General features: G+C 43.8%; 14 protein-coding genes and 1 tRNA gene. 9 read left to right on the top strand and 6 right to left on the bottom strand.

Features of this window, described 5'->3' with window-relative positions:
* The first annotated feature begins 54 nt into the window (after positions 1 to 54).
* The 3 genes from lysS to BLW31_RS21115 all read left to right on the top strand — a co-directional run bounded on the left by lysS (position 55) and on the right by BLW31_RS21115 (position 4,229).
* The gene (gene lysS, locus BLW31_RS21125) at positions 55 to 1,785 is read left to right on the top strand and encodes a lysine--tRNA ligase (RefSeq protein WP_010539359.1); all 1,731 of its coding nucleotides are present in this window, start codon (positions 55 to 57) and stop codon (positions 1,783 to 1,785) included.
* An 88-nt stretch (positions 1,786 to 1,873) separates the two neighbouring features.
* Positions 1,874 to 2,869 carry an NAD(P)H-dependent glycerol-3-phosphate dehydrogenase gene (locus tag BLW31_RS21120; RefSeq protein WP_008759775.1) on the top strand — a complete coding sequence of 332 codons (996 nt, stop codon included), beginning with the start codon at positions 1,874 to 1,876 and terminating at the stop codon, positions 2,867 to 2,869.
* Between the two features lie 22 nt (positions 2,870 to 2,891).
* A complete protein-coding gene (locus BLW31_RS21115) occupies positions 2,892 to 4,229 on the top strand; it encodes a glucose-6-phosphate isomerase (RefSeq protein WP_010539360.1) in 1,338 nt (445 codons plus the stop codon).
* A 98-nt stretch (positions 4,230 to 4,327) separates the two neighbouring features.
* On the opposite strand, the gene BLW31_RS21110 is transcribed toward BLW31_RS21115, so the two are convergent.
* On the bottom strand, positions 4,328 to 4,828 hold the full coding sequence (locus BLW31_RS21110; protein ID WP_010539361.1) for a DUF5035 domain-containing protein: 501 nt from the start codon (positions 4,826 to 4,828) through the stop codon (positions 4,328 to 4,330).
* A gap of 186 nt (positions 4,829 to 5,014) precedes the next feature.
* Here BLW31_RS21110 and BLW31_RS21105 point away from each other — a divergent pair, with 186 nt between their 5' ends.
* From BLW31_RS21105 to BLW31_RS21095, 3 genes are read left to right on the top strand one after another with little or no spacing between them, the layout of a single operon-like run.
* Positions 5,015 to 5,821 (top strand): hypothetical protein, encoded by an 807-nt coding sequence (locus BLW31_RS21105; RefSeq protein WP_010539362.1) that lies wholly within the window; start codon positions 5,015 to 5,017, stop codon positions 5,819 to 5,821.
* A 30-nt stretch (positions 5,822 to 5,851) separates the two neighbouring features.
* The gene (locus BLW31_RS21100; RefSeq protein WP_010539363.1) at positions 5,852 to 6,526 is read left to right on the top strand and encodes an inorganic diphosphatase; all 675 of its coding nucleotides are present in this window, start codon (positions 5,852 to 5,854) and stop codon (positions 6,524 to 6,526) included.
* Positions 6,456 to 9,401 carry a bifunctional fucokinase/fucose-1-phosphate guanylyltransferase gene (locus tag BLW31_RS21095; protein ID WP_074759666.1) on the top strand — a complete coding sequence of 982 codons (2,946 nt, stop codon included), beginning with the start codon at positions 6,456 to 6,458 and terminating at the stop codon, positions 9,399 to 9,401. Before BLW31_RS21100 ends, BLW31_RS21095 begins: the two co-directional genes overlap by 71 nt.
* Before the next feature lie 61 nt (positions 9,402 to 9,462).
* On the opposite strand, the gene BLW31_RS21090 is transcribed toward BLW31_RS21095, so the two are convergent.
* Positions 9,463 to 9,535 (bottom strand) — tRNA-Arg (locus BLW31_RS21090).
* Positions 9,536 to 9,754: 219 nt separating this feature from the next.
* On the opposite strand from BLW31_RS21090, the gene asnA reads away from it, so the two are divergent.
* A complete protein-coding gene (gene asnA, locus BLW31_RS21085) occupies positions 9,755 to 10,792 on the top strand; it encodes an aspartate--ammonia ligase (RefSeq protein ID WP_010539365.1) in 1,038 nt (345 codons plus the stop codon).
* A gap of 5 nt (positions 10,793 to 10,797) precedes the next feature.
* Positions 10,798 to 11,460, top strand: coding sequence for a uracil-DNA glycosylase (gene ung, locus BLW31_RS21080; RefSeq protein WP_010539366.1), 663 nt, complete (start codon positions 10,798 to 10,800; stop codon positions 11,458 to 11,460).
* 121 nt (positions 11,461 to 11,581) lie between these two features.
* Here the strand turns inward: ung and BLW31_RS21075 are convergent, their stop codons facing one another.
* Together BLW31_RS21075 and BLW31_RS21070 are read right to left on the bottom strand one after the other, a co-directional pair.
* The gene (locus BLW31_RS21075; protein WP_022302019.1) at positions 11,582 to 14,293 is read right to left on the bottom strand and encodes a putative LPS assembly protein LptD; all 2,712 of its coding nucleotides are present in this window, start codon (positions 14,291 to 14,293) and stop codon (positions 11,582 to 11,584) included.
* Positions 14,294 to 14,383: 90 nt separating this feature from the next.
* Positions 14,384 to 14,920, bottom strand: coding sequence for an HD domain-containing protein (locus tag BLW31_RS21070; RefSeq protein ID WP_010539368.1), 537 nt, complete (start codon positions 14,918 to 14,920; stop codon positions 14,384 to 14,386).
* Between the two features lie 74 nt (positions 14,921 to 14,994).
* Here BLW31_RS21070 and BLW31_RS21065 point away from each other — a divergent pair, with 74 nt between their 5' ends.
* Entirely contained in the window at positions 14,995 to 16,158 is a 1,164-nt protein-coding gene (locus tag BLW31_RS21065) for an exo-beta-N-acetylmuramidase NamZ family protein (protein ID WP_010539369.1), read from the top strand.
* Here BLW31_RS21065 and BLW31_RS21060 read toward each other — a convergent pair.
* A complete protein-coding gene (locus BLW31_RS21060) occupies positions 16,147 to 17,505 on the bottom strand; it encodes a purple acid phosphatase family protein (RefSeq protein ID WP_010539370.1) in 1,359 nt (452 codons plus the stop codon). The genes BLW31_RS21065 and BLW31_RS21060 overlap by 12 nt on opposite strands.
* Positions 17,506 to 18,446: 941 nt before the next feature.
* Positions 18,447 to 19,550 (bottom strand): PDDEXK nuclease domain-containing protein, encoded by a 1,104-nt coding sequence (locus BLW31_RS21055; RefSeq protein WP_010539371.1) that lies wholly within the window; start codon positions 19,548 to 19,550, stop codon positions 18,447 to 18,449.
* Positions 19,551 to 19,602: the final 52 nt, after the last annotated feature.

Below are 19,602 nucleotides of genomic sequence, written 5' to 3'. Positions count from 1 at the left end.
ATATGAGAAAAGTTTCGTATTTTTGCCTCCAAAATTGAGTTAATACATAACGAAATGAATATATTAGAACTAAGTGAACAGGAAATTATTCGGCGCAATAGTCTGAATGAGCTTCGTGCAATGGGTATCGATCCGTACCCCGCTGCAGAGTATGTAACCAATGCTTTCTCTACTGATATAAAAGCAGAATTCAAAGATGAAGACGAACCGCGTCAGGTTTCTGTAGCGGGCCGTATTATGAGCCGCCGCGTGATGGGCAAGGCTTCGTTCATCGAACTGCAGGACTCTAAAGGTCGTATACAGGTATACATTACACGTGACGACATCTGTCCGGGAGAAGACAAGGAATTATATAACTCTGTATTCAAACGCCTGCTCGACTTAGGTGACTTCGTAGGTATCGAAGGTTTCGTGTTCCGTACACAAATGGGCGAAATCAGTATCCATGCCAAGAAACTGACCGTACTTGCCAAGTCTATCAAACCGCTGCCTATCGTAAAATATAAAGACGGCGTAGCTTACGACTCTTTTGAAGATCCCGAACTCCGTTATCGCCAACGTTATGTGGACCTGGTAGTAAACGAAGGCATCAAAGAGACATTCGAAAAGCGTGCCACCGTAGTGAGAACACTGCGCAACGCCCTCGACGAAGCCGGATATACGGAAGTAGAAACTCCGATCCTGCAATCCATCGCCGGCGGAGCAAGCGCACGTCCGTTCATCACTCACCATAACTCACTGGATATAGACCTCTACCTGCGCATCGCAACGGAACTTTATCTGAAACGACTGATCGTGGGAGGATTTGAAGGTGTATACGAAATAGGAAAGAACTTCCGTAACGAGGGAATGGACAGAACCCACAACCCCGAATTCACTTGTATGGAACTTTACGTACAGTACAAGGACTACAACTGGATGATGAGCTTCACCGAAAAGTTGCTGGAACGCATCTGTATCGCCGTGAACGGAAGCACCGAAACCTTTGTAGACGGAAAGACAATCAGCTTTAAAGCTCCTTACCGCCGTCTGCCTATCCTGGACGCTATCAAAGAAAAGACAGGATACGACCTCAACGGCAAGAGCGAAGAAGAAATCCGTCAGGTCTGCAAAGAGCTGAAGATGGAAGAAATCGACGACACGATGGGCAAAGGCAAACTGATCGACGAAATCTTCGGCGAATTCTGCGAAGGCACTTATATACAACCGACTTTCATCACTGACTATCCGGTTGAAATGTCTCCGCTGACGAAGATGCACCGCTCTAAACCGGGACTGACCGAACGTTTCGAATTGATGGTAAACGGTAAAGAACTGGCCAACGCTTACTCGGAATTGAATGATCCGCTCGATCAGGAAGAACGTTTCAAAGAACAGATGCGTCTGGCTGACAAGGGAGATGATGAAGCAATGATTATCGATCAGGACTTCCTGCGTGCTCTGCAATACGGTATGCCTCCTACATCAGGTATCGGTATCGGAATCGACCGTCTGGTAATGCTGATGACCGGACAGACCACTATTCAGGAAGTATTGTTCTTCCCGCAAATGCGTCCGGAAAAAGTAGTGAAAAAAGACGCGGCTTCTAAATACATGGAACTGGGAATTGCAGAAGACTGGGTTCCGGTAATCCAGAAAGCCGGATACAATACGGTGGAAGAAATGAAAGATGTCAATCCGCAAAAGCTACACCAGGAGATTTGCGGCATCAATAAAAAATACAAATTAGAACTGAACAATCCAAGCGTGAACGACGTGACCGAGTGGATAAATAAACTTAAATAAATTAAGAATGAAGAATTAAGAATGGAGAATCGTTTCGGCTTTTCATTCATAATTCTTCATTCTTCATTCTTAATTTTTAATTAAAGAAATGAAACTACCCGGTAAGATAGCGATAATGGGCGGAGGAAGTTGGGCTACAGCAATCGCAAAGATGTGTCTGGCTCAGGAAGACTCTATCAATTGGTATATGCGACGAGATGACCGTATTGCTGATTTCAAGAGGCTTGGACATAATCCCGCCTATCTGACAGGGGTGAAGTTCGACACGAAGCGTATCACTTTCAGTTCTAACATCAATGATGTTGTGAAGGAATCGGATACGCTGATTTTCGTCACCCCCTCTCCTTATCTGAAAGCTCATCTGAAGAAACTGAAAACGAAGATCAAGGACAAGTTCATTATCACAGCTATCAAAGGAATCGTACCCGATGACAACGTAATCGTATCGGAATATTTCACGAAAGAATATGGTGTACCACCCGAAAATATCGCTGTACTGGCAGGTCCCTGCCACGCAGAAGAAGTAGCTCTGGAACGCCTCTCTTATCTAACCATCGCCTGCCCGGACAAAGACAAAGCGCGCATCTTCGCCCGCCGACTGGGAAGCAGCTTCATCAAGACCTCTGTCAGTGACGATGTAGCCGGTATCGAATACAGTTCGGTACTCAAAAACGTATATGCCATCGCTGCCGGTATCTGCAGCGGACTGAAATACGGTGACAACTTCCAGGCTGTACTGATTTCAAATGCAATCCAGGAAATGAACCGTTTCCTGAATACGGTACACCCGCTGAACAGAAATGTGGATGATTCTGTTTATTTAGGAGATTTATTAGTGACGGGATACTCCAACTTCAGCCGCAACCGCACCTTCGGTTCGATGATAGGCAAAGGGTATTCTGTAAAAAGTGCGCAGATTGAAATGGAAATGATCGCGGAAGGTTACTACGGTACGAAGTGTATCAAGGAAATCAACAAGCATCACCACGTCAACATGCCGATACTGGATGCCGTGTACAACATCTTGTACGAACGCATCTCACCAATGATTGAGATTAAATTGCTAACTGATTCTTTTAGATAAGAATAACTCAAAACTTATAGATATGATTAGCTTGAACATTGAAAAAACATTTGGATTCATTTCCAAAGAGAAGGTTTCTGCTTATGAAGCCGAGGTAAAAGCCGCACAGGAAATGCTGGAAAAAGGAACAGGAAAAGGAAACGACTTCTTAGGATGGTTGCACCTTCCCTCTTCTATCAGCGACGAACATCTGGCTGACCTGAACGCTACTGCAAAAGTATTGAGAGACAACTGTGAAGTAGTGATCGTTGCAGGTATCGGTGGTAGCTATCTGGGCGCACGTGCTGTAATCGAAGCGCTGTCCAACAGCTTCACTTGGCTGCAGGAAAAGAAAACTGCTCCTGTTATGATCTACGCAGGACACAACATCAGCGAAGACTATCTGTACGAACTTACTGAATATCTGAAAGACAAGAAATTCGGTGTTATCAATATTTCCAAATCAGGAACTACCACCGAAACGGCGCTTGCTTTCCGCCTGTTGAAAAAACAATGTGAAGACCAGCGCGGTAAAGAAACTGCCAAAAAAGTAATCGTTGCCATCACAGACGCCAGGAAAGGTGCCGCACGCGTTACTGCCGACAAGGAAGGATACAAAACCTTTATCATTCCGGACAACGTAGGCGGACGTTTTTCTGTATTGACTCCGGTTGGTTTACTGCCGATTGCAGTGGCAGGATTCGATATCAACAAACTGGTTGCCGGTGCTGCAGATATGGAAAAAGCATGCGACTCTGACGTTCCGTTTGCCGAAAACCCTGCTGCCATCTATGCTGCTACCCGTAACGAGCTGTACAGAAACGGCAAGAAAATTGAAATCCTTGTCAACTTCTGCCCGAAACTGCACTATGTAAGCGAATGGTGGAAGCAACTGTACGGAGAATCTGAAGGGAAAGATAACAAAGGTATCTTCCCTGCAGCCGTAGACTTCTCTACTGACCTCCACTCTATGGGACAGTGGATTCAGGAAGGTGAACGTTCTATCTTCGAAACAGTTATCTCTGTAGATAAGGTGAACCACAAACTGGAAGTTCCATCTGACGAAGCTAACCTCGACGGCCTGAACTTCCTGGCAGGCAAACGGGTAGACGAAGTGAACAAGATGGCAGAACTGGGAACTCAACTGGCTCACGTAGACGGCGGTGTACCCAATATGCGCATCGTTCTTCCGGAACTGAGCGAATATAATATCGGCGGCCTGCTGTATTTCTTCGAAAAGGCATGCGGTATCAGCGGTTATCTGCTGGGCGTGAATCCGTTCAACCAACCGGGCGTGGAAGCATACAAGAAAAATATGTTTGCTTTGCTGAACAAACCGGGATACGAAGAAGAGTCAAAAGCTATCCAGGCAAGACTGTAATATCCTAAATCATATAATAAAAGAAGCGACCTCTCCGAGATCGCTTCTTTTATTATATTTCCTTCGTAACGTAAAAGTGATTCACTCCTTTTCGGGGTTTATTTTTCCTCCTTTACTTCTGTTCTTAAGTCAATCACTTCCTGCGCTCCTTCACACTCCGCTTTTGAAGACAGATAAAAAGATAATTGTACGTCACCATTCTTATCTACATGCTCAATAGTGGCATGAACCAGCACCTTAGTCTTTGTCACGCCATCTTTAAAGCGTAACTGTCCTTTTTCTTCGTCTGTCAGATTTCCTTCGGTAGTAACTTCCGTTTTTTCATAACGGAGTTCAGTCTTCATCTCTTCACCATTCTGAAGCTGGAAAGCTTTCAGTTCAGCTCCGTTCCCATCCAAAGACAAAAATGCGTCCACCTTATCTCCTACTTTCAAAGCAGGCAATTCGCTCATTCGGTTCGCATAGTCTTCGCGACTGGTTTCTCCATCGCCCTGATCTACTTTCACATATAGCTTTTCTATCGTGATAACAGGGCTTTCTCCGCTATCCGAACAAGCACCTAGAAACAATGGCAGCAGAAACAATACTCTTTTTTTCATGCTATCGACTCGTTTTATCATGCTACAAAAATACATATTATCTTCTAAACGACAAATTATCATACGATGAATCATCTAAAATCCTAACCAACAACTATCTCCCCCATTCTGCCATATCTCTCATTTTTTATGACTATCTTTGCTTCGTATATCTCTCTTTATCTTAAATTCTAAATATAAAGAACAATGGAAAAATTAATAAGAAGATCGAATGCAGCGATGTTGTTTATCAGTTTGTCATTACTGATTGTGTTAACTACCGGTTGCCAGGAAGTCAAACTTAAAGCTGCCATTGAAGTAGCCAACAAGCAATGTCCGATGGACATGGGAGAGGCCGGCAAAATCACCAGCATCGTTTACGACGGAGAAAACGTAGTATACACCTTCCACTTGAATGAAGAGACTGCCAACATCAAAGCATTGCAGAAAAATCCGGAAAGCATGAAGACTTCGATGAAAATCATGTTCCAGAATCCGACAAAAGAAGTAAAAACATTGCTGGACCTTGTTGTTAAGTGCAAAGCAGGTCTGCAGATGATATATATAGGAAAAGATTCAGGAGAGCAGGTAGTTTGCGAACTGACAACAGATGAAATCAAAAACATTCTCAATGCAGATGTCAATGCTTCTGAAAGTGATCTGGCAAAACTGGAATCACAGATACAGATGGCAAACCTGCAATTCCCGATGAAGGCAAGTGAAGAAGTAGTCATCGAAAAGATTGAACTCAGCGATGAATCGGTGATATATATCTGCCGTGTCGATGAAGATTTGTGTGAAATGAGCCAGATCAAAGCCAATGCCAAAGAAGTGAAAGAAGGGATTGTAGGCACCTTAGCCAATCAGACGGATCTTCCCACCCAACTCTTCATCAAATGCTGCGTGAATTGTAATAGAAACATAGTTTACAGATATATCGGCAAACAATCGGAAGGTCAGCACGATGTGGTAATCACCGTGTCTGAACTGAAAGATCTGCTGAAAAAAGAATAAATATCAAACAGATTCCATCTAACCCCAATTATGAAAAAGAAACTGAAGGCCGTCCTGTTCGATATGGACGGCGTACTTTTTAATTCCATGCCCTACCACTCCGAAGCCTGGCATCAAGTAATGAAAACTCACGGCCTGAATCTGAGCCGGGAAGAAGCTTATATGCACGAAGGACGAACGGGAGCATCGACTATCAACATTGTATTTCAACGCGAACTGGGCAAAGAAGCCACACAAGAAGAAATAGAAAGTATATATAAAGAAAAAAGCATCCTGTTCAATTCTTACCCGGAAGCAGAGCGTATGCCCGGTGCGTGGGAACTCTTGCAGAAAATAAAAAGCGAAGGACTAACGTCCATGGTAGTCACCGGTTCGGGACAGCTTTCATTGCTGGAACGTTTGGAACACAACTTTCCCGGTATGTTTCACAAGGAACTGATGGTTACCGCTTTTGACGTAAAATACGGTAAGCCTCATCCGGAACCTTATCTGATGGCCCTTAAAAAAGGGGACCTGAAAGCGGACGAAGCAGTAGTGATAGAAAACGCACCATTGGGTGTGGAAGCAGGACATAAGGCAGGCATCTTCACAATCGCGGTAAATACAGGCCCTCTGGACGGGCAAGTATTGCTGGATGCAGGAGCCGATCTGTTGTTCCCTTCTATGCAGGCACTCTGCGATAGTTGGGATACGATTCTTTTATAAACAAATAAACACCGATTCTATTATGCAAAAGTTATTATCTTTACCTCCCAACCTGATTCACAGTTTCCATCAACTGGAAGGAGTAAATCATACCGACTGGTTTTGTACATCAGACCCCGTAGGCAGTAAGTTAGGTTCCGGTGGTGGAACAACCTGGTTATTGCAGGCCTGCCATCAAGCCTTTGCACCGGAAGATAGTTTCAGCAAATGGATTGGAAGCGAGAAAAGAATCCTGTTGCATGCAGGAGGACAGAGCCGCCGTTTGCCCGGCTATGCTCCTTCGGGTAAAATATTGACTCCGATACCTGTTTTCAGTTGGGAGAGAGGACAAAAGCTGGGGCAGAATCTACTGTCATTACAACTTCCTCTGTACGAAAGACTCATGAAACAAGCTCCGGAAGGCTTGAATACACTGATAGCCAGCGGAGATGTATATATCCGTTCGGAGAAACCATTGCAAGACATACCGAATGTAGATGTCGTATGTTATGGCTTATGGGTGAATCCTTCATTAGCTACTCACCACGGTGTATTCGTATCGGATCGCAAGAAACCGGAAGTACTTGACTTCATGCTGCAAAAACCTTCGCTGGAAGAATTGGAAGGATTGTCCAAGACCCATCTTTTCCTGATGGACATCGGCATCTGGATATTAAGTGACCGTGCCGTGGAGGTATTGATGAAACGGTCATTGAAAGAAGGTACGAATGATATCAGTTACTACGACTTATATTCAGATTACGGTCTGGCACTGGGAGAACATCCTAAAACGGCAGACGACGAAGTAAATAAATTATCGGTAGCTATCCTGCCTTTACCCGGAGGAGAGTTTTATCATTTCGGAACAAGCCGGGAACTGATTTCCTCTACGCTGGCCATACAGGATAAAGTCCGTGACCAAAGACGTATCATGCACCGGAAAGTAAAACCGAACCCTGCCATCTTTATCCAGAACTCACTTACAAAGGTGGAGCTGTCTGCGGAAAATGCCAATTTATGGATCGAAAACAGCCACGTAGGAAAAGGATGGAAATTAGGTTCCCGCCAGATTATCACAGGGGTTCCCGAAAATCACTGGAATATAGGTGTGCCGGACGGAATCTGCATCGATATCGTTCCCATGGGAGAAACAGGTTTTGTCGCACGTCCTTATGGACTGGACGATGTATTCAAAGGGGCGTTAAGCAACGATTCAACGACCTATCTGGGAATGTCTTTCACACATTGGATGCGAGAAAGAGGAATCAGCCGGGAAGAAATAAAAGGACGTACAGATGACCTGCAAGCAGCCTCTATTTTCCCCGTAATGACTTCTGTCGAAGAACTTGGCATAGTAGTACGCTGGATGATATCCGAACCACAATTAAAAGAAGGAAAAGAGCTATGGCTGAAAGCTGAAAAACTTTCTGCTGACGAGATATCGGCACAGGCTAATCTGGAACGCCTTTATGCACAGCGCAATGCCTTCCGCAAAGATAACTGGAAAGGCTTGTCCGCCAATTACGAAAAGAGTGTATTCTATCAACTTGATTTGCAGGATGCTGCCAATGAATTTATCCGGTTCAACCTGGATGTTCCTGCTATCTTGAAGGAAGATTCCGCCCCCATGCTGCGTATACATAACCGGATGCTCCGGGCACGCATCATGAAACTGCAAGGCAATGACAACTACAAGGAAGAAGAACAAGCTGCCTTCCAACTACTCCGTGACGGGCTACTGGAAGCCGTTGCCGGAAAAACGAACCATCCGAAACTCAATGTTTACTCAGATCAGATAGTATGGGCCCGAAGCCCGGTGCGCATTGATGTTGCAGGAGGATGGACAGACACTCCTCCTTACTCTCTCTACTCAGGAGGAAGTGTAGTCAATCTGGCCATTGAACTGAACGGACAGCCTCCGCTGCAAGTATACGTCAAGCCATGTCCGGAATTCCATATCGTACTTCGTTCTATTGATATGGGAGCCATGGAAGTTATCAGAAGCTACGAGGAACTACAGGATTACAAAAAAGTCGGTTCACCTTTCTCCATTCCAAAGGCAGCACTTACCTTGGCAGGATTCGCTCCGTTATTCGCAGCGGAATCTTACGCATCACTGGAAGAGCACCTGAAAGCTTTCGGCTCAGGACTTGAAATCACCTTATTAGCCGCAATACCGGCAGGTTCGGGACTAGGCACCAGTTCTATCCTTTCATCTACCGTACTCGGAGCTATCAATGACTTCTGCGGACTGGCATGGGACAAGAACGATATCTGCAATTATACACTGGTATTGGAGCAATTGCTTACCACCGGCGGCGGATGGCAAGATCAATACGGCGGTGTATTTCCCGGTGTAAAACTGTTACAGTCCGAATCCGGCTTTGGACAGCATCCATTGGTTCGTTGGTTGCCCGACCAACTCTTTGTGCAACCGGAATACCGGGACTGCCACCTGCTTTACTATACAGGTATCACCCGTACAGCAAAAGGAATTCTGGCTGAAATAGTCAGCTCTATGTTCCTTAACTCCGGAATGCATCTTAGCTTATTGGCAGAGATGAAAGCCCATGCGATGGATATGAACGAGGCTATTTTACGTGGTAATTTCAACACTTTCGGCAATCTCATCGGCAAAAGCTGGATACAAAATCAAGCATTGGACTCGGGTACGAATCCACCGGCGGTAGCAGCCATTATCGAACAAATTAAAGATTATACATTAGGATATAAATTACCCGGTGCAGGCGGTGGCGGTTACTTATATATGGTAGCTAAAGATCCGCAAGCAGCAGGACATATCCGCCGGATACTGACCGAGCACGCCCCTAACCCGCGTGCACGCTTTGTTGAAATGACACTTTCTGACAAGGGACTACAAGTATCAAGAAGCTAAGAAGAAGGTATATAGATACAAAAATCCCTTGATAATAGCTGATTATCAAGGGATTTCCATGTGACCCCGGTGCGATTCAAACGCACGACCTTCAGAACCGGAATCTGACGCTCTATTCACTAAGCTACGGGGCCATTTCCTAAATGCGATGACAAAAGTATAAAAAATCTTCTCATCTTCCTAATGATTCATCTTTTTTTATAGTTCTTAAGTCACCGGCACTCCTTGACCTTCTGTTATTTTGAAATGCTTTATAGCATATAGTTTATCAATTTGACAATCTTTTAGAGAATATCCAATACAGATATTAATATTATTCCTATCTTTGCCGACAATTAACAATCAACAATCCTATGAGTTACTTGATAAAACCAAAGAACTATAAACCGTTACTCGACTTAAAACAAACAGAGTTGGGAATCAAACAAATAAAAGAGTTCTTCCAGTTAAACCTGTCATCAGAATTGCGCCTCAGACGCGTAACAGCCCCGCTTTTCGTATTGAAAGGCATGGGTATCAATGACGATTTGAATGGTATAGAACGTCCTGTTTCATTCCCGATCAAGGATTTAGGTGACGCACAAGCAGAAGTCGTTCATTCATTAGCAAAATGGAAAAGATTAACCCTCGCCGATTACAATATCGAACCGGGATACGGTATCTACACCGACATGAACGCCATCCGTTCTGACGAAGAACTCGGAAACCTTCACTCGCTCTATGTAGACCAATGGGACTGGGAACGCGTCATCACCAACGAAGACAGAAACGTAGAATTCCTGAAAGAGATCGTAAACCGTATCTACGCAGCCATGATCCGCACAGAATACATGGTATACGAAATGTATCCTCAGATCAAACCCTGTCTGCCACAGAAGTTACATTTCATCCATTCGGAAGAATTGCGCCAGCTTTATCCGAACCTTGAACCCAAATGCCGTGAGCATGCCATCTGCCAGAAATACGGTGCCGTGTTTATCATCGGTATCGGCTGCAAACTGAGTGATGGCAAAAAGCATGACGGACGTGCACCGGACTACGATGATTATACATCGAATGGGCTGAATAACTTGCCGGGGCTCAACGGTGACCTTTTGCTTTGGGACGATGTACTGCAACGTTCCATCGAATTATCTTCCATGGGTGTTCGTGTAGACAGAGAAGCTCTGCAACGTCAGCTCAAAGAAGAAAACGAAGAAGAGAGACTGAAACTTTATTTCCACAAACGACTGATGGATGATACACTTCCCCTATCTATCGGTGGCGGTATCGGACAATCCCGTTTGTGTATGTTCTACCTTCGCAAAGCTCATATCGGAGAAATACAAGCCAGCATCTGGCCGGAAGATATGCGCAAAGAATGTGAGGAACTTGATATACACCTTATATAATTGCTATGAATGTACAAATAGAAGAAAGCTGGAAAACACACTTACAGCCGGAATTTGAAAAAGACTACTTTCGCACACTGACAGAATTCGTTAAAAGTGAATATAGCCAGTATCAGATTTTTCCTCCGGGAAAGCTGATTTTCAATGCCTTCAACCTCTGTCCTTTCGACAAAGTGAAGGTAGTAATCATCGGACAAGACCCTTACCACGGGCCAGGCCAGGCACACGGACTTTGTTTCTCAGTCAATGACGGAGTTCCTTTCCCTCCTTCTCTGGTAAACATATTCAAAGAGATAAAGGCGGACATAGGCACAGACGCTCCCGCTACCGGAAACCTGACTCGCTGGGCCGAACAAGGAGTATTGCTGCTCAACGCGACTCTGACCGTACGCGCTCATCAGGCAGGCTCTCACCAAAACCGCGGATGGGAAGCCTTTACAGATGCAGCCATTCGTGCGCTGGCAGAAGAAAGAGAACATCTTGTGTTTATCTTGTGGGGAGCTTATGCCCAACGCAAAGGAGCCTTTATCGACCGCAACAAGCATCTGGTACTCAGCTCCGCCCACCCTTCTCCCCTCTCTGCCTATAATGGTTTCTTCGGCAACAAACATTTCAGCCGGGCAAACGATTATCTGAAGGCAAACGGAGAAACGGAAATTGTATGGTAATCATCATCTGATCAATCAGAATCAAGACATAAAGAAAATGGCTGCATCACCCCAAAGATCATGCAGCCATTTTTATATTTTAGTCCTACCGGGGCTTATTCCCGATTCTTCATTCCATTTATTAATACCACTGAATATTACTTTGCGTCTGGCTTCTCTGCTCATACTTCAAGTCCTGAAGAATACTTGCATTGGCACGAATGGTAACATTGTAGTATTTCCAACGTCCGAATGGCGAAAGACTGGCAGAAAGGTTAAAGCAGTGCAAGTCACGCGAAATCGTACAAGAAGTCTGCGTAATCTCTTTTGCCTGGAAGTCGTAACCCGAATTGAATGAAAGCGACCAGTTGTTGGAAATCTTCACATTTCCATTCATATTAATATTGTGGGTATAAGTAAACGGATAACGCATGGAATAGCGATTGATAGGCTTCGTTCTGTCTTCACGAATATTGAACGAATAACTGAAACTTAAAGACCAAGGCATCTTGAATACCTGATAACCATCCGGGTCGGCCTGTGCCTTCTCCACCTTCTTGATGGTAGTTCCATCTTCCGTACCTTCAGAATCCTCACCGTCTCCGTCTTCCGAGTCCTTCTTGTTTTTATCCTGTTCAGCGTCTTCCTTCGGACCAAACCACTTCTTCCAGGTATCATTATTAAAAGTATAGTTAAAAGAAGAACCATATCCCTGGAAACGTCCGAAACGTCCATAAGACCATTCAGTACGATTACTGGTCACTACATTACCGTTCTTATCGAAAGCATAAGCATAAGTAGCGAATGAAGCGTTCATATTGAAAGTATAGTTCTTGGTCAGCTTCATACGGATATTCAAACTCAAATCACTCCAAGGTCTTTCTTTCGCTGCCATATTATAGGACATATTTGCGCTCAAATCATCAATCAGACTGACCTTTTTGAGCGTATCCTTCTTGGCATCATAATACTTCATTTCCAGATTGTTGGACAGAGAGAAGCTAACCGTTCCCGAACCTTCACGTGAAGGAACTCCAAAAGGCTGTCCGGTAAAAGGAGAATAGTATTGTGTATTGCCGTTATAATCTGTGTATTCCTCCCAATACTTGCTGAATCCGGGAGCTCCGCTAAGACTTACTTGTGGAGTAACAACGTGACGGATCTGTATCTCTTTCTTCTTCATGAAAAGAGGCTTGTACATACCATACAGTTTCGTACTCAAACTGATACTGGCAGAATAGTTGGACACCCGATAGAAACCATTAATAGTATCATTCAGATTAGGGTCCAGCTTATGTTCTTCCATATTATATGTCTGGTTCATCTTACGGGTATACCACCGCTCTGTATAGTTGACCGAAGGAGAAACCTGCAAATACTTGAACAGCGTGAAAGTAGCACTGATAGGAATATTATGATTCATCGCATTTTCCCATCCGCTGATTCCGGTCTTGAACAAACGGTCATCTTTTGTTCTGATACTGTTTGTCAGACGTCCCGTATAGCTGATGGAAATCTTTTCATACCAACGCTCGGCTCCGGCAGCCTTCTTACGCTTGAAAGGGAAAAGACGGCTCAACGTAATATTAAGGTCGGGGAGCGTCACGGCGATAGAAGAGTCACGCATAGTCTGCGCAATATTGGTAGTTCCGGACAAGGTCAGACCAATATCGGGGAAACTGCGGGAATAGCTGATACTTGAAGTCTTTGTATTCTGAGTCAACAACTGAGAGTTGTAAAGGTTGTTGATGTTAGACCGTTCATAACTACTGGTCGAGAAATTTACACTGGCGGAGAAAGTACTGTTCGGACTTGCCTTAGCATCCTGCCGGTGGTTCCACACCACCTTGAAGTCTTTGGCAACTGTATAATCCGGCATTCCTTTGTCTCCGGTTTTAGTCACCTGATAATCCGCCTGCAAGGTACCGGAATATTTATACCTCTTATTGTAATTTGTCAATCCGGAGAGCCGCCATGAACCTTTCGTGAATATATCTCCTGTGAGTTTCAAGTCCATGATGTCGCTCATAGCAAAGTAATACCCTCCTTCTGCCAGACCGAAACCACGGCTGGAGTCATCCATATAGGTCGGCATAATGAAGCCTGAAGAATAACTGCTGGAAAAAGGGAAGAAGAAAAAAGGCACAGCCAGCGGCAGAGGAACATCTTCCACCACAAGGTACGCAGGACCTGTTACTACATTCTTTTTGGGACGCACTTTGGCCCTTGTCAGCTGCATGTAGAAGTGAGGATGGTCATGATGGTCACAAGTCGTGTAACGACCGTGCTCCATAAAGATTTCATCATTTGCTCCCTTCTTGGCTCTGCTACCGGTCACATAACCTTCGCCCTGTTGGGTGATGATATCCGTGATTCCCGCTTTTTTACTCTTGAAGTTATAACTGATAGTCTCTGTGTCGTATGCTGTTTCGCCTTCTTTAAAGACAGGTTTACCTTTTATTGTTCCTGTCGTATCTTTAATACCATAGGCATGTACCGTACTACTGTCCAGATTCATGGAAATCACTTCCGCTGCCAGTTCGATATTCTGGTAGTTAACTTTGCCGCTACCATAAAGCGTAGCGGCACCTCCCAACGTGAAAGTGGTGGAGTCGTTAGATTCATAAATAACCGGTGCATCGAGCGGTTGTTTCTTTGTCGGTGCTACAGAGTCGACGCGTACCACAACTGTATCCGCTCTCAACGAATCGTTCCCGTTAAGGGAATCCGTTTGTGCAGTGTTGGAGGCAATCATCCCTCTTCTTCGACGCTGAGACGTAGCCTCATCAGGAAGCATCAGCAAGACAATCAGCAATATGAATGATATAATTATTTTTGCTCTCAATGGCGCCATTAACTAATAGTTTTACGCTTGAAGTGGCAAAAGTACACAATCTTCATCAATAATGCGTGAGAATCTCTGTTATTTAATTATTTTTTAGTGCTATAAAAATAAAGAACACCACCCATCGAAACGGTTTAGCCCTTCTTCACCATATTTTGCAATACTTTTTCGGGCTTTTTCCACTGTCTTTTCTTCATCAAGATGAGTTTTGGAAAAGAATTTATCGGCAAAACAGATTATTTGCTCTTCCAGAGTGACGGGCAGCATTTCACGATGAGGAAGAGGCAGCTGTCGTTCTATGATTTCTTCCAGTGATAATCCGGCTCCGGTATGGCGTTCGCAAACCAGTGCATGACGTTCAAAACCTTCTTTTCGCAAAAGATCTGCTCCCAAATAGCCGTGGGCAATATAAGGATGTTCTCCAAAACATTGGATTGTAGGAGCATCGGTCAGAAAGATTCCGATGTCGTGCAGAAGCGCGGCTTCTCTGACAAAACTGCGGTTGATAGGTAAATTGGGATGAGCATCTACGATCTTCAAAGCTTTTTGAGCAACAGAAAGGCTATGTATAAGTAGAATGTGCCGTTGTTCCGTCTCTTGCGGATAAAATTTGTCGATAATTTCAATTGGATTCATATTTTTCACTAGTTATTACTTGTTCCCTGACCGAGAAATGATATTTTTGTGCAATATTACAAAAATTTACTGATATGCAAGCCAGAAGTTCCTTCATTCTTTTCTCTCTGTTCATAATACTTTGCTCGACATACGCCAGCGGAAAAGTAATTACGGGCGCCGAACGCATGGACCAGTACCTGCCGCTAATCAAAGGAAAACGTGTAGGAATGGTCGTAAACCACACTTCCATCGTTGGCACGGAACACGTTCATCTGCTGGATACTTTATTAAAACAAAAGATCAATATAGTGAAAGTTTTTGCACCGGAGCATGGCTTTCGCGGCAACGCGGATGCCGGTGAAACTGTAAAAGACGGAAAAGACAGCCGCACGGGAATACCTATCGTCTCACTCTACGGGAATAACAAGAAACCAACCGCCGCCCAACTAAAGGATATCGATGTCATCGTGTTCGATATTCAGGACGTAGGTGCGCGTTTTTATACCTATATCAGTACAATGTATTATGTAATGGAAGCCTGTGCGGAAAATAAAAAAGAAATGATTGTACTAGACCGTCCCAATCCCTGCGACTACGTAGAAGGTCCTGTATTGAAAGCGGGGTATAAAAGTTTTGTCGGAATGCTACCTTTGCCGGTCCTTCACGGTTGTACCATCGGGGAACTGGCACAAATGATTAACGGAGAAAGATGGATGACTACCCAGACAAAGACTTGCCCGCTAACCGTGATTCCCATAAAAGGATGGCAACATGGACAGCCTTACGTACTTCCCGTGAAACCGTCTCCCAACTTGCCCGATGCACAATCCATCCGCCTGTATGCTTCGCTTTGCCCTTTCGAGGCAACACGTATCAGTGTAGGACGCGGAACAACATTTCCTTTTCAGGTATTGGGCGCACCTGACAAAAAGTATGGCGATTTCGTCTTCACTCCACGTTCTCTGCCCGGATTCGATAAGAATCCGATGCACAAAGGAGTTGCCTGCTACGGCGAAGATTTGCGGAACGTAACAGATGTAAACGGATTCACGCTCCGTTACCTCCTGCGTTTCTATCGTTTATCCGGCGAAGGTGCAGCTTTCTTCTCCCGTCCCCGGTGGTTTGATTTACTGATGGGAACAGATTCTGTACGGAAAGCAATCCTTCAAGGAAAATCGGAAAAGGAAATCTGCGACAATTGGCAAAAAGAGTTGCAGACTTACCAGGACATGAGGCAGAAGTATTTACTTTACTGAGGAACGGTTCCGCCACTTCGCCGCATTCCGTTCGAAATCTTCAGCTTTCTTTCCCCTCAACCCTACGGGCTTTTCGAGTATTTCCGGTATATCTTGCGCATTGTCAATGACTTGAATACCGGAAGCATTCTTCACGATCCGGACGTCATCATACAATGAGTCATTCTCCAAAAATGCCTGCATCCGGAGGGTATCTCCTGTCACGTCGATATGTTGGTAGAAACGGCGGTTTGTCCCAAAACGATCATACTTATCATTGAAAGCCAGACGGTAACTCTTCGGAGAAGCATGGCTCACCAGATACAGCGGGGTAGTCATTTCGCCCTCATCATTTTTATTAGTCATACGGGCATAATTATGTTCATGTCCCTGAAGCACCAGATCGACCCCATATTCGCGGAACAGCCCGTCGAACATCCAACGCACCGGAAGGTTGTTCATTTTACCTTTAATGGAGTATACCGGATGATGGAGCATGACTATTTTCCATTTCTTTTTCGAAGCTTTCAACGTTTTCTCCAGCCATTCGCGCTGAGAGAAAAGGAACCAAGGGTCACGGTTACTATCCAGTGTAATAATGGTGGCATCATTGTAATCGATAGAATACACATTATTATTCTTGTATCTTGATTCGAGCAGATAAGAAAAGACATAAGCAAAACGTTTTTCCAGAACACGTACCAGGCCTTTCACATATTCATGATTTCCCGGAGAAACTAACATCGGTTTGGTGGGCGCAATGGAATCTACACTTTGATAGGCCTCGTCCCAATAACAGTTCATCGGACGTTCGGCAAAATCACCGGCAAACATGTAAAAGTCAACCTGGGGATATCGATGGCGTACGTTTTCCATAAAATCACGTGTCTTTCCACGCAAAGTATCCTGCACATCACCTATAAATACAAAAGAAAAATGGTCAGTCGAATCGGGTTGCATGGTAAACGAATACCAATCAGAAGAGCGATCGTCATTCCATACCCTGTAAGAGTAGGAATCTCCATAAGAAAGATCTTTAAACTTCGCCCAATTGGCATAACCGAACCCGCCCAGTGTACGAAGAAATTTGGAAGATCCGTTGATGAGCAGCGTATCACCGGAACCGATCTTGGTATATTCCAGCTTCGCTTGTTTAGAAACGCCTCCGCACATCCAACTTACATTGCGGGATAGCTCACCGTCATTTCCGAATGTCAGAAATACCCGCTGAGGTTCTTCCGTCAGCCCATAGCGTATTTCAGGAATATTGTAAAACCAAACATTCCAGCGTTTCTTACAAATGACACCACCGACAATCAATATCAGGAGAACGACGCCCCAAGCTATTTTTCTCTTCGTAATCTTCATTTTTCCGATTTTAAAATTGGCAGCAAAGATAGATATAGTGTCCCGAAAATCGGAAATTATGTCCTTTTTTAACCTTTAACAGAGTGGCAGGCATGAAATAAACGACATTACATATAACGAATCTGCAATATTTTTGCAATATATCACTTAATCTACAGACAAAAACGAATATCGAAGATTACTTTGGACGCGCTTCTACATAAGAATTTAAACACCCAAAATTGCTGTCATCTGTCACCAAAAGCTAAATAACGCACTGATTATAAACCAATAAAAAGGTGACAGCAAAGTGTGACAGCATTGTGACAGTAAAGTGTGCTGTCACAATGCCGTCACGCTTTGTTATCACATCCTGCTACTATCATATATTGCTCCTTGAAAGGATAAATCAAAGAATACCTTAGTTTAGTTGGTTTCCATGCGATGAAACTATAGTTCCAAAGCATTGAAACCAATAGTTTCAAGCCGTAGAAACTTTAGTGCCAAGCTGAAGAAACTAAAGTTTCAAGCAGAGGAAACTCCGGTTTCAAGACGATGGAACTAAAGTTTCATCAAGCAAAAAATAATAGTTCTACAGTAGGGAACTATCAGCAGTAAGGCAGAGCTTCAATCCCTTGCTTTTCTTTTTTTCCATAACTGCCAACTGTTAATAATATTTTGCCACATATTATATACACAACAGCATACAAACCTGATTATCAAAAGAAGAGCCACCTATTACTAACAGTGGGTAACAAAATAGTAACAAAAAAACGAAGAAATTCGCTTAGCGGTGGGCTTCTTATGCAAAGGTAACAAAAGCCCTCTGACCATAAAAGTAAAACTGGCGAAAAGAAGAATACTGTTTTTCTTTTCGCCAGCATATATATATTTTGCTGTCTATAGAAGTTGGTTTAGTTTGTTTTGGATATATAGACAAAAGAACGAACTAAACTTGTTTTCTATAACAACTTTTTCAATTCATCAATATCCGGTAATGCCTTGCGAAGTCGTTCCGGCATTTCTTCGGAAGCTCGGTAAGTGGCAACACCCATTGGCTTATTGTAATCACGTACCGCAAATTCTACAAAGGTTTGATTCATTTCCCGGCAAAGGATGATTCCGATAGAGGGATTCTCGTGCGGCTTTCTCACGTATGAATCCAATGCGGAAAGGTAAGTGTTCAGTTGCCCTAAATAGGAGCTTCGGAATTTCCCGGACTTCAATTCAACAGCGACCAAAGAATTAAGTTCCCGATTGAAAAACAATAAATCAATGAACATTTCCTCTCCTGCTACCTCAATGCGGTATTGATTGCCTATAAAACTGAAATCCTGCCCAAAGGTCATGATGAACTTCTTTACGTTGGCGACAATAGCTTTCTCTATGACACGTTCGTTTATGTCCTCTTCCTGTTCATCCAGTTCTTCTATATTGATAAAGTCTAACAAGTAATCATCTTTGAAAGAACAGATAGCTTTGATTGCCTGTTTCGTATCGGGCAGTGTTTGGGCAAAATTGTTGGGTAACGCTCCCCGATGATGGTAAAGGTCAGCCTTCAAATAATCCCTTAAAGTATATTTATTCCAATATCGAATAGCACATTCATGTATATAGAACAGCCTCGCATCCAGTTCCTTAGCTTTTGCTATAATTTCCGTATGATGGCTGAAACCGATTGACAGGAAATCTGTCCAGTTAAATTCATCCGCCACTGGCTGATGAATTGTCACCAACAACAACTTTTCATTCAGCACCAAATCATCCGCCGCTGGCTGATGATTTAAAACCTTGTTCCATTCTTCATAAAATATACGCATATTCCTTATGCTGGTCGCTGAAAATCCTCTTAATCCCGGAAGCTCCTTTTGCAACATCGAAGAAATCTGCTCTATCGCACCTTTACCCCAAAAACCTTTACGAGAGTTTTCCGAAACATACCTCCCAATACCATAATATAAAGAGAGCTGTTCTTTATTCACTGACGCAGCGGCACGGTACTGGCTACGTAAGATAGCTTCCTTTATGGCTTTTACAGCTTCTATATAGTTCTGACTTATATCCATTGTATTCCTATTTAGATGCAAAAATACGAAAATAAAGCAGAGAATCAACAAC

This window comes from Bacteroides faecis MAJ27, from assembly GCF_900106755.1.
GTDB classification, from domain to species: Bacteria; Bacteroidota; Bacteroidia; order Bacteroidales; family Bacteroidaceae; genus Bacteroides; species Bacteroides faecis.
Note: the sequence above shows the minus strand (reverse complement) of the source record. Positions and strands in the feature narration are given on the sequence as shown.